The following is a 13,637-nucleotide window of genomic DNA, read 5'->3' on the forward strand; positions in this document are numbered from 1 at the left end:
ATGGATTCCTTCCTAGGCGAGGTAACGGTGCACGAACATGACGGCCATGGCCCCCTCGCCGACCGCGGAGGCCACCCGCTTGGCCGACTCCGCGTGCACGTCGCCGGCGACGAAGACGCCGGGCACATTGGTCTCCAGGTGGTGCGGGGAGCGGGTCAGCTCCCAGCCGGACGGCCTGCCGCCCTCGGGGGTGAGGTCCGGCCCGGCCAGCACGAACCCGGCGGCATCGCGGGCCACCGTGCCGTCCAGCCAGCCGGTCTGCGGCGCGGCGCCGATGAAGAGGAAGAGCCGCTCGGTCTCGGCCTTCTCCTCGCGCCCGGTCTCGTTGTTCCGCAGCACGATGCCGCGCAGGTGGTCGTCGCCGTCGGCCCCGATCACCTCGGTGCAGGTGTGCACCTCGATGTTCTCGATGGCGGCGATCTGCTGCACCAGGTAGTGCGACATGGACTTCTCCAGCGAGTCGCCGCGTACCACCAGGTGCACCCGCCCGGCGTTGCGGGAGAGGAAGACCGCCGCCTGCCCGGCCGAGTTGGCGCCGCCGACGATGTAGACCTCGTGGCCCGCGCACTCCGCCGCCTCGGTCATGGCCGAGCCGTAGTAGACGCCGCGGCCGGTGAACTCGTCCACTCCCGGTGCCGGGTGCCTGCGGTAGTCGACGCCGGTCGCGATGATCACGGTGTGCGCGCAGAGCGTGCCGCCGTCGGCGAAGCGCACGGTGCGCGCCGAGCCGTTCACCTCCAGCCCGACCACCTCGCGGGTGGTCACCAGCTCGGCGCCGAACTTCCCGGCCTGCCGCCTGGCCCGGTCGGCCAGCTGCCCGCCGGAGACGCCGTCCGGGAAGCCGAGGTAGTTCTCGATCCGCGAGCTCTGCCCGGCCTGGCCGCCGGTCGCGGTGCGCTCCACCAGCACCGTGCGCAGCCCCTCGGAGGCGCCGTAGACCGCGGCGCCGAGCCCGGCCGGGCCGCCGCCGACCACGATCAGGTCGTAGAACTCGCCGGTGGGGGTGGTGTTCAGCCCGACCCGCTCGGCCAGCTCGCCGTCGGTCGGCTGCACCAGCGGCTCGCCTTCGGCGGTGATCACCACCGGGCAGCAGCTGATGTCCCGGCCCGCAGCGGCGAGCAGCTTGGCGCCCTCCGGCTCGTCCGCCGGGTACCAGCGGTAGGGCAGCTGGTTGCGGGCCAGGAACTCGCGCACCTCCGAGCACCGCGGCGACCAGCGGGTGCCGATCACCTTGGTGCCGTACACCGGGCGCTGCTCGCTGCCGCGCCACGCCTCCAGCAGCCCGTCCAGCACCGGGTAGAGCTTCTCCTCCGGCGGGTCCCACGGCTTGAGCAGGTAGTGGTCCAGGTCGACGACGTTGATCGCGTCGATCGCGGCATTGGTGTCGGCGTAGGCGGTGAGCAGCACCCGGCGCGCGTACGGGTGCAGGTCCATGGCCTGCTCCAGGAACTCGATGCCGTCCATGCCGGGCATCCGGAAGTCGGCGATCAGCACCGCGACCTGCTGGCCGCGCAGCTTCACCTCGCGCAGCGCCTCCAGCGCGGACGGCCCGGACTCGGCCCGCAGGATCCGGTAATCGGCGCCGTAGCGGCGGCGCAGGTCGCGCACGACCGCGCGGGAGACGCCGGGATCGTCGTCGACGCTGAGAATGAGCGGTTTATCGGCGGCGGGGGAAGTCACCCACCGAGTATGCGCGCCGCGAACCGACCTGTCGCATTGCTCTGCCCAGGGCGAACAGGGTGAAGCGGCCCGACTAGAATTACTGTATCCGTCAGTACCGCGAACAGGAGGCAGCGTTGCCGAAGAATCTGGAAGCGACCGTCGACATCATCGCCCCGCCGGAGCGCGTCTGGGCCGTGGTGGCCGATCCCAAGCGGATCCCGGAGTTCAGCCCGCAGTGCGTGCGGATGCAGCCGCTCGGCCCGCTGAAGCCGGGCACCTGGACCGTCAACCTGAACCGGGACGGCTGGAAGTACTGGCCGACCACCGCGCGCATCGTGGCCTTCGAGCCGAACCGGGAGTTCGCCTTCCGGGTCACCGAGAACCGCAGCACCTGGCGCTTCAGCCTGGAGCCAACCGCCACCGGCACCCGGCTCACCCAGACCAGGGACATGTCCGACGGCACCACGGCCTTCTCCCGCAACGCCATCAGGGCGGTGCTCGGCGGCGAGGAGTCGTTCGAGGTCAAGCTGGTCGACGGCATGAAGCAGACGCTGGCCGGGATCAAGGCCGCGGTCGAGACCCCGGCCTGAGCACGGCCCGCGGCCCCGGCGCGCGGGGCCGCGGGTGCGTCAGGCCCAGTTCGGCAGCGTGACCACCTGGGCGGCGTACGAGAGCCCGGCGCCGAAGGCGATGAGCAGCGCGGTGTCGCCCGGCTTGGACTGCCCGGTGCGCAGCAGCTGCTCCATGGCCAGCGGGATCGAGGCGGCCGAGGTATTGCCGGTCTCCTCGATGTCATTGGCCAGCGCGCAGTTCTCCGGCAGCTTGAGCACCCTGGCCATGATCTCGATGATCCGGCCGTTGGCCTGGTGCGGGATCATGGCGTCGAGGTCGTCGGTGGCGAGCCCGGCCCGGTCGATGGCGTCCCGGCAGACCTTCTCCAGCGAGTGCGCGGCCCAGCGGAAGACCGCGGTGCCCTCCATGGTCAGGTAGGGGCGGACCGCGTCCAGCCCCTTCTCCTCGATCTCGGCGAAGAACTCCAGCCAGTCCTTGTCCTGCCGGATGGCGTGGCTCTGGGTGCCGTCCGAGCCCCACACCGTCGGGCCGATGCCCTGCTCCTCGGCCGGGCCGACGATCACCGCGCCCGCGCCGTCGGCGAAGAGGAACGCGGTGGAGCGGTCCGCCGGGTTGATGGTGTCGGTCAGCTTCTCCACGCCGATGACGAGCACGTGCCCCGCGGTGCCCGCCCGCACCAGGTCCGAGGCGAGCGCCAGCGCGTGACAGAACCCCGCGCAGCCCGCCGAGACGTCGAAGGCGGCGGCGCCGTTCATGCCGAGCTCGGTGGCGATCTGCGGGGCCGCGGCCGGGGTGAGCATGAGGTGCGTCGAGGTCGCGACGATGACGGTGTCCACCTGGTCGACGGCGACCCCCGCCGACTCCAGCGCGCCCTTCGCGGCCGCGACGCTCATGCTGCGCACCGTCTCGGTGTCGTCGGCGAAGCGGCGGGTCCGGATGCCGGAGCGGGTGCGGATCCACTCGTCGCTGGAGTCGATCGGCCCCGCGACCTCGTCGTTGGTGACGATGCGCGCGGGCCGGTATACCCCGAGCCCGAGGATGGCGGTGTGCTCAACCCCGGTCGTCTGTGCGATTGCGACCATGTGCGTCTCCTGTCCCCACGGCCGAGCCGGCGGGTGGCGTCGGTTATTGCGGTCCAGCGTTGCCGGGTGTTGGCCGGAACGTTGGACATGAGGCTTCCTCATATTATCTCCGCCCTTCGGAGTGCGCGCGCGTATTCCCCTCGAGCGGGGGTATCCGGTGGACAGCGCGGCGATGGCTCGAAGCGGCGCGCACCCAACTAGTGATGCGAGGACACAATGCTCGGTCTCGGGATTATCGGCTGGATCATCATCGGCGGCCTGGCCGGCTGGATCGCCAGCAAGTTCATGAAGACGGACGCACAGCAGGGCATCCTGCTCAATATCGTCGTCGGTGTCATCGGCGGCCTGCTCGGCGGGTTCCTGCTGAAGCTGTTCGGGGTCGACGTCGAGGGCGGCGGCCTGATCTTCAGCTTCCTGACCTGCCTCGCCGGCGCGGTCATCCTGCTGTTCCTGGTCAAGCTCGTCACCGGTCGCCGTCCGGTGCACTGACCCGGCGCGCGTAATCGGCGCCGCCCGGACTTCCGGCGGTGCCGATTACGCATGCCCGCGGGTTGCCCGGGATATGCCCAACGCCGACCACGATCGGGAGGTCGCGTCGGCGTAAGGTGTGGTGCTCGTACCCGACATCGAAAGAGGAGCCTGTGGCACGCCGCCCGACCCCGTCCGGCACCCCCGAGACCACCGGAGCCGGCCACATCGCCGACCTCATCCGGTCCTCGATCCCCCCGCTGCACCCCGCCGGGCTGCCCTTCGTGGCCGCCCCGCTCGCGGTGGCGGCGCTCGGCCGCAAGCGGCGCTGGGTGCGCAGGGCCGGACTGCTGACGGCCGCGGCCTGCGCCGGCTTCTTCCGGCACCCGCACCGGGTGCCGCCGAACATCAGGGGCGCCGTGGTCGCCGCCGCGGACGGTGAGGTCGCGCTGGTCGACTCCGCGGTGCCGCCGCCGGAGCTCGGGCTCGGCGACGCCCCGCTGCCCCGGGTCAGCATCTTCCTCTCGGTGCTCGACGTGCACGTGCAGCGCACCCCGGTCTCCGGGACCGTGCGCACCGTGGTGCACCAGCCCGGCCAGTTCCGCTCCGCCGACCTGGCCGAGGCCAGCTCGGTGAACGAGCGCACCGGCATGGTGCTGGAGACGCCCGACGGCAAGCAGGTCGTCGTGGTGCAGATCGCCGGGCTGATCGCCCGCCGGATCGTCAACGAGGCGCGCGCGGGCGATGTGCTGACCATCGGCGACACCTACGGCCTGATCCGCTTCGGCTCCCGGGTCGACACCTACTTCCCCGCGGGCACCGACCTGCTGGTGCTGCCTGGTCAGCGCACCATCGGCGGCGAGACCGTCCTCGCCGTCCTGTCGTGATCGCGCAGGCGGGGCCCGCCGAGGGGCGCCGCAGGCGGAGCGTCCGGCTGCTGCCGAGCATGGTCACCATCCTGGCGCTCTGCTCCGGGCTCTCGGCGGTGAAGTTCGGGCTGGACGGCGAGCTGTCGACCGCGCTGGCCATGGTCGGCGCGGCCGCGGTCTTCGACACGCTGGACGGCAGGCTGGCGCGCATGCTCGACGCCACCACCAAGATCGGGGCCGAGCTGGACTCGCTCTCCGACGCCATCTCCTTCGGCGTCGCCCCCGCGCTGGTGCTCTACGTGGCGCTGCTCGACGAGTACAGCGCGGGCTGGATCGTGGCGCTGCTCTTCGCGGTCAGCGTGGTGCTGCGGCTGGCCCGGTTCAACACCCTGATGGACGACGACACCAGGCCGGAGTGGTCGCGCGAGTACTTCGTCGGCGTCCCGGCCCCGGCCGGCGCGCTCATCGCGCTGACCCCGATCGCGCTGCTCGTGCAGTTCGGCGACGGCTGGTGGGTCGGGTTCTACGAGGTCGCCGCCTGGACCGTGTTCTCCGCGCTGCTCTGCGTGAGCACCATCCCGACGCTGGCCATGAAGTCGGTGCGGGTGGCGCCGCAGGCCGCGGCGGCGCTGCTGGTGCTGGTCGCGATCGCGGCCGCCGCGCTGGTGACCTTCCCGATCGTGCTGCTGCTGGTGCTGATCGCGCTGTACCTGGCGCACATCCCGTTCGCCTGGCGCTCGCAGCGCTGGGTCGCGGCCCGGCCGGAGACCTGGCAGGACAAGCCCGCCGAGCGCAGGGCGCAGCGCCGCGCGGCCCGGCGCAGGCCGAGCCTGCCGCGCCCGGCCATCTCCACCGCGCGGCTCCGGCTGCGCAGGCCCGGCGGGAACAACCGGCCGCGCGACGACCAGCGCAGGCGCTGACCGAAGCCGATGAGCAGCTCGGACCTCGACGAATTCCTGCGGCAGCGGCCGCGGCTCTTCGCGCTCGCCTACCGCATGCTCGGCAGCGCGAGCGAGGCCGAGGACGCGGTGCAGGAGACCTACCTGCGCTGGGCCGCCGCCGAGACCGCCGAGATCCGCTCCGCCGAGGCCTGGCTGACCACGGTCACGGTGAACCTCTGCCGCAGCTGGCTGGTGTCGGCGCGGGCCAGGCGGGAGAGCTACGTCGGGCCCTGGCTGCCGGAGCCGGTGCCGACCCCGGACACCGACCTCGGCCCGCTCGAGACGGCGCAGCAGCGCGAGCTGGTCTCGCTGGCGCTGCTCGCCGCGCTGGAGCGGCTGAACCCGGTGGAGCGCGCGGTCTTCGTGCTGCGCGAGGCCTTCGGCTACCCGCACCGCGAGATCGCGGCCATGCTCGAGCTCTCCGAGGCGAACTCGCAGCAGATCTACTCGCGCGCGAGCGTCCGGGTGCGCGAGGGCCGCGGCCGCTTCGAGGTCTCGGTGGAGCGGGCCCGCGAGCTGCTGGAGCGCTTCCTCGCCGCGGCGGGCGAGGGCGACGTGGCGGGGCTGCGCGCGCTGCTCGCCGCCGACGTCGTCGCCACCTCGGACGGCGGCGGCGTGGTGAGCGCGGCCCGGCGCCCGGTCACCGGCGCGGACCGGGTCTCGGCGTTCCTGCTCGGCCTGGTCCGGAAGGCGCCCGCGGGCTTCACCCTGGAGGCCACCGAGGTCAATGGCGCGCCCGGGTTGCTGGCCCGGGTGGACGGCGCGGTCTACGTGGTCGTCGTCCCCGAGTTCGGCGACTTCCAGGACGGCCCGCGGCTGGTCGCGCTCTCCTTCGTGCTGAACCCGGCGAAGCTCGGGCGCTTCCGGTGACCGGGTTCACAGCGGGAAGGTGTCAGCTCGGCGGCGGCTGCCCGGTCTGAGTGGTGTCAGGCCCGGCGCGCCCGGGTAGCAGCTTCGCCGAAGGAGCCACATCATGACCACCCGCCGCATCGTCGTCCTCGGCGCCGGTTACGCCGGCCTCGCCGCCGCCACCAAGCTGGTCCGCACCGCGCCGGGCGCGGAGATCACCGTGCTCGACGCCCGCGCCCGCTTCGTCGAGCGGGTCCGGCTGCACCAGCGCGCCGCCGGGCAGGCCATTCCGGAGTGGGACCTCGCCGAGGTGCTCGGCCGCAGGGGGATCCGGTTCGTCCAGGGCAAGGCCGTCGCGCTGGATCTCGACGCGCGCGAGGTCCGGCTGGCCGACGGCGCCGCGCTGCCCTACGACACCCTGGTCTACGCGCTCGGCTCGGCCGGGGGCGCCGCCGACGTGCCCGGCGCCGCCGAGCACGCGGTAACCGTCGCCACCCCGGAGGATCTCGCCGACGCCGCGCCGCCGACCGGCCGGGCACTGGTGGTCGGCGCGGGCGCCACCGGCCTGGAACTGGCCGCCGAGCTCGCCGAGTCCCGCCCCGAGCTGCGGGTCACCCTGCTCGGCGCGGACGAGCCGGTGGCGCACCTCTCGGCCCGCGGCCGGGCGCACGTGCGGAAGGTGCTCGACCGGCTCGGCGTCGAGGTGCGGGCCGGTGCCAAGGTCACCGCGGTGACCGCCGCCGGCGTCCGGCTGGCCGACGGCACCGAGGTGCCGGGCGAGGCCGTGCTCTGGACCGCGGGGTTCTCGGTGCCGCGGCTGGCCGCGGCCGCCGGGCTCGCGGTGGACGGCGCGGGCCGGGTACGCACCGACGCCACGCTGCGCTCGGTCTCGCACCCGGAGGTCTACGCCGTCGGCGATGCCGCCGCCATCGCCGGGCCGGACGGCCGGGTGCTGCGCATGGCCTGCGCCACCGCGCTGCCGCAGGGCGCTTACGCCGCGACCGCGATCGGCGCGCGGGCGCGCGGCGCCGAGCCGCGCGAGTTCCGCTTCCGCTACCACCTGCAGTGCTACAGCCTGGGCCGCACCGACGGCATGGTGCACGCGGTGCGCGCCGACGACACGCCCGCGCGCATCGTGATCACCGGAAGGGCGGGCGCCTGGGTCAAGGAGCGGATCGTGCGGTTCGCCGCCAAGGCTGCCGGGCTGCCGAGCTGATCGTCAACTCTTGGTTGACGGAGCGAGTTCGTCAACCTATGGTTGACGCATGACGAACGTACGACTCGACGACCTGATCGACGGCATCAAGAAGGCCCGCCCCGACGACGTCCTGGAGCAGCTCTCCGACGCCGTGGTGACCGCGGGGACGCTCGGCGAGGTGGCCGATCACCTGATCGGCCACTTCGTCGACCAGGCCCGCCGCTCCGGCGCCTCCTGGACCGATATCGGCGCCAGCATGGGCGTCAGCAAGCAGGCCGCGCAGAAGCGCTTCGTGCCCAAGGGCCCGGACGCCGGGCTGGACCCGGCCGCTGGGTTCGGCCGCTTCACCCCGCGCGCCCGCAGCGCCGTCGCCGCCTCGCAGGAGGCGGCGCGCAACTCCGGCCACACCGTGATCGGGCTGCCGCACCTGGTGCTCGGGCTGCTCACCCAGCCGGAGGCGCTGGCCGCGAAGGAGCTCGAGACCCAGGGGGTCACCCTGGACGCCGTCGCCGCGGCGGCCGCGGCCGCGCTGCCCGAGCCGAGCGGCGAGCCGATCCCGGCGCTCATCCCCTTCGACGCCGATGCCAAGAAGGCGCTGGAGCTGACCTTCCGCGAGGCGGTCCGGCTCGGCCACAACTACGTCGGCACCGAGCACGTGCTGCTCGCGCTGCTGGAGCAGGAGAACGGCACCGGCGTGCTCAGCGGCCTCGGGCTGCAGAAGGCGCGGGTGGAGGCGCACCTGGTCGAGATCCTGGCCGGGCTCGGCGGTTAATCCGGGACGTTGCGCTCCAGCTCGTCCAGCCAGGCCGTCGCCACCGCGTCGCTCGGCGCCCGCCAGTCGCCGCGCGGCGAGAGCGAGCCGCCGGAGCCGACCTTCGGCGCGTTCGGCAGCGTGGAGCGCTTGAACTGGCTGGTCTGCACGAAGCGGCGGAGGAAGAGCCGGAGCCAGTGCTTGATGGTGGCCAGGTCGTACTCGTTGCGCTGGTCCTCCGGGATCAGGTCGGGCCAGCGCCCGCGGGTCCGGTCCGACCACGCGGCGTGCGCCAGGTAGGCGATCCGGCTCGGCCGGTAGCCGAAGCGCAGCAGCTGGTAGAGGTGCAGATCCTGGAGTTCGTAGGGGCCGACGGTGGCTTCGGAGCTCTGACCGGGCGCCTCGTCGCCGTCGGCCGACGGCACCAGCTCCGGCGAGATCTCGGTGGCCAGGATGGAGGTCAGCGCCGCGTTCGCCTCGGCCCCGAACTGCCCGGTCTCCGCCGCCCAGGCGATGAGGTACCGGATGAGCGTCTTCGGCACCGAGGCGTTCACGCTGTAGTGCGCCATGTGGTCGCCGACGCCGAAGGTGCACCAGCCCTGGGCCAGCTCGCTCAGGTCGCCGGTGCCGACCACCAGCGCGTCGTGCATGTTCGCCAGCCGGAACAGGTGCGAGGTGCGCTCGCCGGCCTGCACGTTCTCGTAGGTGACGTCGTAGTGCGGCGCCCCGTCCGCGGCGGGGTGCCCCAGGTCGCGCAGCATCTGCTCGGCCGATGGCCGGATATCGATCTCGTGCGCGGTGACGCCGAGCGCCGCCATCAGCCGGTGCGCGTCGGTCCTGGTCCTGGTGCTGGTGGCGAAGCCGGGCATGGTGTAGGCCAGCACGTTGGTGCGCGGCAGCCCCAGCCGGTCCATGGTCTTGGCCGCGACGATCAGCGCCTGGGTGGAGTCCAGCCCGCCGGAGACCCCGATCACCAGCCGCTGCGCGCCCGCCGCGCGCAGCCGGGTGCTCAGCCCCTCGACCTGGATGTGGTGCACCTCGGCGCAGCGCTCGTTGCGCGCGGCCGGGTCGGCGGGGACGTAGGGGAAGCGCGGGATCTCCCGGCGCAGCGCCACCGCGGCCTCCGGCACCGGCAGCGTGACCGGCACCTTCCGGAACCGGCTCAGCCGCTCGCGGTGGTCGTGCACATTGTCGGCGAAGCTGGTGGTGCGCACCCGGTCCGCGGCCAGCCGCTGCAGGTCCAGGTCGGCGGTGACCAGCCGGGGGTGGTCGGCGAAGCGCTCGCCCTCGGCGAGCAGGTCGCCGTTCTCACAGACCAGCGCCTGCCCGTCCCAGGCCATGTCGGTGGTGGACTCGCCGGTGCCCGCCGCCGAGTACAGGTAGGCGGCCAGGTAGCGCGCCGAGTGCCCGGTGCAGAGCGCGCGCCGGTAGTCGGCCTTGCCGACGACGATATTGCTCGCCGAGAGATTCACCAGCACGGTGGCGCCGGCCAGCGCGGCGAAGCCGCTCGGCGGCAGCGGCACCCAGCCGTCCTCGCAGATCTCCAGGTGGAAGGTGAAGCCGTCGACGCTCGTCGGGAAGAGCAGGTCGGCGCCGAAGGGAACGGTCTGCCCGGCGATCTCGACGGTGTCGGCGAGCACCTCGCGGGCCGCCGCGAACTGCCGCTTCTCGTAGAACTCGCGGTAGTTCGGCAGGTAGCTCTTCGGCACCGCGCCGAGCACCGCGCCGTCGGCGATCACGATGCCGCAGTTGAACAGCCTGCCCTGGGCCCGCACCGGCGCCCCGACCACCAGCACGGTGGCGAGCTCGCGGCTGGCCTCGACGATCTCGGCCAGCGCCTGCCGCACCGCCAGGTCCAGCGCGTCCTGGTGGAACAGGTCGTCGGCGGTGTAGCTGGAGAGGCCGAGCTCGGGGAAGACGGTCAGCACGGTGCCGTCGGCCGCGGCCGCGCGGGCCAGCTCGATGGTGCGCGCGGCATTGAAGGCGGGGTCGGCCACCCGCAGGGTCGGCACCGCGACGGCCACCCGCGCGAAACCGTGCCGGTACAGCGAGTCGAACGGCAGCGTCATGGCGCTCATCTTTCCCGGCGCCGTCACGGCCTGCCCGCCAGACCCCCGCCCCAGCGCGGCCAGCGCGCCGCCGGCGGCGGCTCCGGCACCAGCGAATCGCGGGCGACGTCGGTGACGTACAGCGGCAGCTGCGGCTCCAGCCGGGCCAGCAGGTCGAGCAGGTCGCGGCCGCGCGCGGTCCGGTACTCGGCCGTGGTCAACCCGACGATCTGCAGGAACATCAGCCCGCCGACGGTGCCGAGCTCCGGGTCCGGCACGAAGCCGGCGGCGCGCAGCGCGGAGCCGTCGCCGCCGAGCGGCACCGCCGACTTCACCGCGTCGCCCGGCTCGAACCACTCACCGGACTGGAAGACGAACCGGCTCAGGTTCTGCAGGAAATCCACCGGCCACTGCGGCGGCTCGGTGCTGTCCGTGGTGTCCAGCGTCCGCATGGTGAACTCGAAGCGCTGCCCGTGCTCGAAGAGATCGGAGAGGCCGTGCGTCACGTAGTGCCAGTGCGGCATCGGGGCGCTCCTGCGATACGCCGAGATGCCGTCCAGCGGCTCGGTACCCCCCGTCGACCAGGGGTTATCGCCCGCCCAGTACACCGGCACCGCGTCGGCGTAGAGCCGCGCGAGTGCCCCGGTGACGTGGGGACGGCCGGGTGTTTCACTCACCTCGCCACTGTAGGCGGACCGCCGGTACCGCCCCGCCGCGGCGGCGAACCGGCATTCCGGCCGCGGCCGGATAAGATATAGCAATGGCGGATGAACCGGATTCCGACCTGGTGGCGGGGGAGCGGCGAGCGGATCTGGTCCGCGCGCTGACCTATGTCTCCACCGAATCCGGGCCGGACGGCGAGTACATCGTCAACGGCGATCTGCCGCCCGAGGTCGCCCCGCCCTTCATCCGGGCGATCATGCGGGTGGAGGCCGAGCTGCTGCTGCACGACGCGGAGCTGGTCACCATGGAGAACGAGGAGCCGCGCGATCCGGAGCAGCGCCGGGTGGACGCCTTCGTGGCGCTGCTGCTGCGCATCGACGACCGGCAGTGGATCCCCGGCTACCCGGGCTAGCCGGGTCGACCTTGCACTCGGCATGTTCGAGTGCTAGAAATGGCATTGGCACTCACCACAGGCGAGTGCCAGGTCGGGACGGTGAGACCGGGTACCTCGACACCCTCGGTCGTCCGTCGCGGGCACCGAACCTGGCCAGCGTAAATGGGGCGACCCGACATGGGATCGTCCTGTGTGTCAGCCATCCACATGGAGGATCTCAACGCAATGGCCAAGACAATTGCGTACGACGAAGAGGCCCGTCGTGGTCTCGAGCGTGGCCTCAACAGCCTCGCCGACGCGGTCAAGGTGACGCTGGGCCCCAAGGGCCGCAACGTCGTCCTGGAGAAGAAGTGGGGCGCCCCCACGATCACCAACGATGGTGTCTCCATCGCCAAGGAGATCGAGCTCGAGGACCCGTACGAGAAGATCGGCGCCGAGCTGGTCAAGGAAGTCGCCAAGAAGACGGACGACGTCGCGGGTGACGGCACCACCACCGCTACCGTCCTGGCCCAGGCGCTGGTGCGCGAGGGGCTGCGCAACGTCGCGGCCGGCGCGAACCCGCTCGGGCTGAAGCGCGGCATCGAGAAGGCCGTCGAGGCCGTCACCGCCAAGCTGCTCGACACCGCCAAGGAGGTCGAGACCAAGGAGCAGATCGCCGCCACCGCCGGTATCTCGGCCGGCGACGCGTCCATCGGTGAGCTCATCGCCGAGGCCATGGACAAGGTCGGCAAGGAAGGCGTCATCACCGTCGAGGAGAGCAACACCTTCGGGCTCCAGCTGGAGCTCACCGAGGGCATGCGCTTCGACAAGGGCTACATCTCCGGGTACTTCGTGACCGACCCCGAGCGTCAGGAAGCGGTCCTCGAGGATCCGTACCTGCTGCTGGTCGGCTCCAAGGTCTCCACCGTGAAGGACCTGCTTCCGCTGCTGGAGAAGGTCATCCAGGCCGGCAAGCCGCTGCTGATCATCGCCGAGGACGTCGAGGGCGAGGCCCTGTCGACCCTGGTCGTGAACAAGATCCGCGGCACCTTCAAGTCGGTCGCCGTGAAGGCACCCGGCTTCGGTGACCGCCGCAAGGCGCAGCTCGCCGACATCGCCATCCTGACCGGTGGCGAGGTCGTCAGCGAAGAGGTCGGGCTCTCCCTGGAGACCGCCGGCATCGAGCTGCTGGGCCAGGCCCGCAAGGTCGTGGTGACCAAGGACGAGACCACCATCGTCGAGGGCGCCGGCGACGCCGAGGCGATCAAGGGCCGGGTCGCGCAGATCCGCACCGAGATCGAGAACTCGGACTCCGACTACGACCGTGAGAAGCTGCAGGAGCGGCTGGCCAAGCTGGCCGGCGGCGTCGCGGTGATCAAGGCGGGTGCGGCCACCGAGGTCGAGCTCAAGGAGCGCAAGCACCGCATCGAGGATGCCGTCCGCAACGCGAAGGCCGCCGTCGAGGAGGGCATCGTCGCCGGTGGCGGCGTCGCCCTGCTGCAGGCCGCCCCCGCGCTGGAGGCGCTGTCCCTGACCGGTGACGAGGCCACCGGCGCGAACATCGTCCGCGTCGCGCTCTCGGCTCCGCTGAAGCAGATCGCCTTCAACGCCGGCCTCGAGCCCGGTGTCGTCGCGGAGAAGGTCTCGAACCTGCCCGCCGGCCACGGCCTGAACGCCGACTCGGGCGAGTACGAGGACCTGCTGGCCGCCGGCGTCGCCGACCCGGTCAAGGTCACCCGCTCGGCGCTGCAGAACGCGGCCTCCATCGCGGCCCTGTTCCTCACCACCGAGGCCGTCGTCGCCGACAAGCCGGAGAAGGCCGCGGCTCCCGCCGGCGACCCGACCGGTGGCATGGGCGGCATGGACTTCTGAGTCCGCCTGTTCTACACCGGAAGCCGGTCCGCCCTCGGGTGGGCCGGCTTCCGGCGTTTCGTGGCTCTTCTATTCCGTCAGATACAGCCGTTCGTTCGGCAGGCGGCTGAAGAGCGGCGCGCAATCGGTGTCCACGCTCACCGCGTCCACGTATCGGCGTTCGGAGTGCTCTTGCACGAAGATCATCGCCGCCGTGCGGCAGGCTACGAAATCCAGCGGTATCCCACGGAGCTGAATGCTCAGATGGACATCCGGCTCGTCCGGTCTCGGAGACTCGGCCACCATCGC

Annotated in this window: 14 protein-coding genes; 9 read left to right on the plus strand and 5 right to left on the minus strand. The window is 72.2% G+C overall.

The window, feature by feature from the left end; genetic code table 11:
• Positions 1-12: 12 nt before the first annotated feature.
• Entirely contained in the window at positions 13-1,680 is a 1,668-nt protein-coding gene (locus tag AB0H71_RS10925) for an FAD-dependent oxidoreductase (RefSeq protein WP_357017902.1), read from the minus strand.
• 116 nt (positions 1,681-1,796) lie between these two features.
• On the opposite strand from AB0H71_RS10925, the gene AB0H71_RS10930 reads away from it, so the two are divergent.
• Positions 1,797-2,252 carry an SRPBCC family protein gene (locus tag AB0H71_RS10930; RefSeq protein WP_357017904.1) on the plus strand — a complete coding sequence of 152 codons (456 nt, stop codon included), beginning with the start codon at positions 1,797-1,799 and terminating at the stop codon, positions 2,250-2,252.
• A 39-nt stretch (positions 2,253-2,291) separates the two neighbouring features.
• Here the strand turns inward: AB0H71_RS10930 and AB0H71_RS10935 are convergent, their stop codons facing one another.
• On the minus strand, positions 2,292-3,317 hold the full coding sequence (locus AB0H71_RS10935) for a beta-ketoacyl-ACP synthase III (protein WP_357017906.1): 1,026 nt from the start codon (positions 3,315-3,317) through the stop codon (positions 2,292-2,294).
• A gap of 216 nt (positions 3,318-3,533) precedes the next feature.
• On the opposite strand from AB0H71_RS10935, the gene AB0H71_RS10940 reads away from it, so the two are divergent.
• The 6 genes from AB0H71_RS10940 (at position 3,534) to AB0H71_RS10965 (ending at position 8,414) form a co-directional block, all read left to right on the plus strand.
• The gene (locus tag AB0H71_RS10940; RefSeq protein ID WP_357017909.1) at positions 3,534-3,806 is read left to right on the plus strand and encodes a GlsB/YeaQ/YmgE family stress response membrane protein; all 273 of its coding nucleotides are present in this window, start codon (positions 3,534-3,536) and stop codon (positions 3,804-3,806) included.
• Between the two features lie 152 nt (positions 3,807-3,958).
• Positions 3,959-4,672, plus strand: a complete 714-nt coding sequence (locus tag AB0H71_RS10945; RefSeq protein ID WP_357017912.1) for a phosphatidylserine decarboxylase — start codon at positions 3,959-3,961, stop codon at positions 4,670-4,672.
• Positions 4,673-4,731: 59 nt separating this feature from the next.
• Positions 4,732-5,574 carry a phosphatidylcholine/phosphatidylserine synthase gene (locus AB0H71_RS10950; RefSeq protein ID WP_357018502.1) on the plus strand — a complete coding sequence of 281 codons (843 nt, stop codon included), beginning with the start codon at positions 4,732-4,734 and terminating at the stop codon, positions 5,572-5,574.
• Positions 5,575-5,583: 9 nt separating this feature from the next.
• Entirely contained in the window at positions 5,584-6,465 is an 882-nt protein-coding gene (locus AB0H71_RS10955; RefSeq protein WP_357017915.1) for an RNA polymerase sigma-70 factor, read from the plus strand.
• A 103-nt stretch (positions 6,466-6,568) separates the two neighbouring features.
• Positions 6,569-7,660 (plus strand): FAD-dependent oxidoreductase, encoded by a 1,092-nt coding sequence (locus AB0H71_RS10960; protein WP_357017918.1) that lies wholly within the window; start codon positions 6,569-6,571, stop codon positions 7,658-7,660.
• 49 nt (positions 7,661-7,709) lie between these two features.
• Complete coding sequence (locus AB0H71_RS10965) at positions 7,710-8,414, plus strand: Clp protease N-terminal domain-containing protein (protein WP_357017921.1); 705 nt, start codon at positions 7,710-7,712, stop codon at positions 8,412-8,414.
• Here the strand turns inward: AB0H71_RS10965 and AB0H71_RS10970 are convergent.
• Both AB0H71_RS10970 and AB0H71_RS10975 read right to left on the minus strand, forming a co-directional pair.
• On the minus strand, positions 8,411-10,462 hold the full coding sequence (locus tag AB0H71_RS10970; protein ID WP_357017924.1) for an NAD(+) synthase: 2,052 nt from the start codon (positions 10,460-10,462) through the stop codon (positions 8,411-8,413). The genes AB0H71_RS10965 and AB0H71_RS10970 overlap by 4 nt on opposite strands.
• Before the next feature lie 23 nt (positions 10,463-10,485).
• Positions 10,486-11,118 (minus strand): suppressor of fused domain protein, encoded by a 633-nt coding sequence (locus tag AB0H71_RS10975; RefSeq protein WP_357017927.1) that lies wholly within the window; start codon positions 11,116-11,118, stop codon positions 10,486-10,488.
• Positions 11,119-11,201: 83 nt separating this feature from the next.
• On the opposite strand from AB0H71_RS10975, the gene AB0H71_RS10980 reads away from it, so the two are divergent.
• Complete coding sequence (locus AB0H71_RS10980; RefSeq protein ID WP_357017929.1) at positions 11,202-11,516, plus strand: hypothetical protein; 315 nt, start codon at positions 11,202-11,204, stop codon at positions 11,514-11,516.
• 207 nt (positions 11,517-11,723) lie between these two features.
• A complete protein-coding gene (gene groL, locus AB0H71_RS10985) occupies positions 11,724-13,349 on the plus strand; it encodes a chaperonin GroEL (protein ID WP_067653902.1) in 1,626 nt (541 codons plus the stop codon).
• A 69-nt stretch (positions 13,350-13,418) separates the two neighbouring features.
• Here the strand turns inward: groL and AB0H71_RS10990 are convergent, their stop codons facing one another.
• A complete protein-coding gene (locus AB0H71_RS10990; protein ID WP_357017933.1) occupies positions 13,419-13,634 on the minus strand; it encodes a hypothetical protein in 216 nt (71 codons plus the stop codon).
• Positions 13,635-13,637 lie beyond the last annotated feature (3 nt).

The organism is Nocardia sp. NPDC050697, from assembly GCF_040654395.1.
In the GTDB taxonomy this organism is placed as follows: Bacteria; Actinomycetota; Actinomycetes; order Mycobacteriales; family Mycobacteriaceae; genus Nocardia.

Bases quoted from the DNA above. Each gene is read 5' to 3' on its own strand.
- AB0H71_RS10965 (WP_357017921.1), top strand. From the start codon at position 7,710: ATGACGAACGTACGACTCGACGACCTGATCGACGGCATCAAGAAGGCC.
- AB0H71_RS10970 (WP_357017924.1), bottom strand. From the start codon at position 10,462: ATGACGCTGCCGTTCGACTCGCTGTACCGGCACGGTTTCGCGCGGGTG.
- AB0H71_RS10955 (WP_357017915.1), top strand. From the start codon at position 5,584: ATGAGCAGCTCGGACCTCGACGAATTCCTGCGGCAGCGGCCGCGGCTC.
- AB0H71_RS10990 (WP_357017933.1), bottom strand. From the start codon at position 13,634: ATGGTGGCCGAGTCTCCGAGACCGGACGAGCCGGATGTCCATCTGAGC.
- AB0H71_RS10935 (WP_357017906.1), bottom strand. From the start codon at position 3,317: ATGGTCGCAATCGCACAGACGACCGGGGTTGAGCACACCGCCATCCTC.
- groL (WP_067653902.1), top strand. From the start codon at position 11,724: ATGGCCAAGACAATTGCGTACGACGAAGAGGCCCGTCGTGGTCTCGAG.
- AB0H71_RS10940 (WP_357017909.1), top strand. From the start codon at position 3,534: ATGCTCGGTCTCGGGATTATCGGCTGGATCATCATCGGCGGCCTGGCC.
- AB0H71_RS10980 (WP_357017929.1), top strand. From the start codon at position 11,202: ATGGCGGATGAACCGGATTCCGACCTGGTGGCGGGGGAGCGGCGAGCG.
- AB0H71_RS10950 (WP_357018502.1), top strand. From the start codon at position 4,732: ATGGTCACCATCCTGGCGCTCTGCTCCGGGCTCTCGGCGGTGAAGTTC.
- AB0H71_RS10960 (WP_357017918.1), top strand. From the start codon at position 6,569: ATGACCACCCGCCGCATCGTCGTCCTCGGCGCCGGTTACGCCGGCCTC.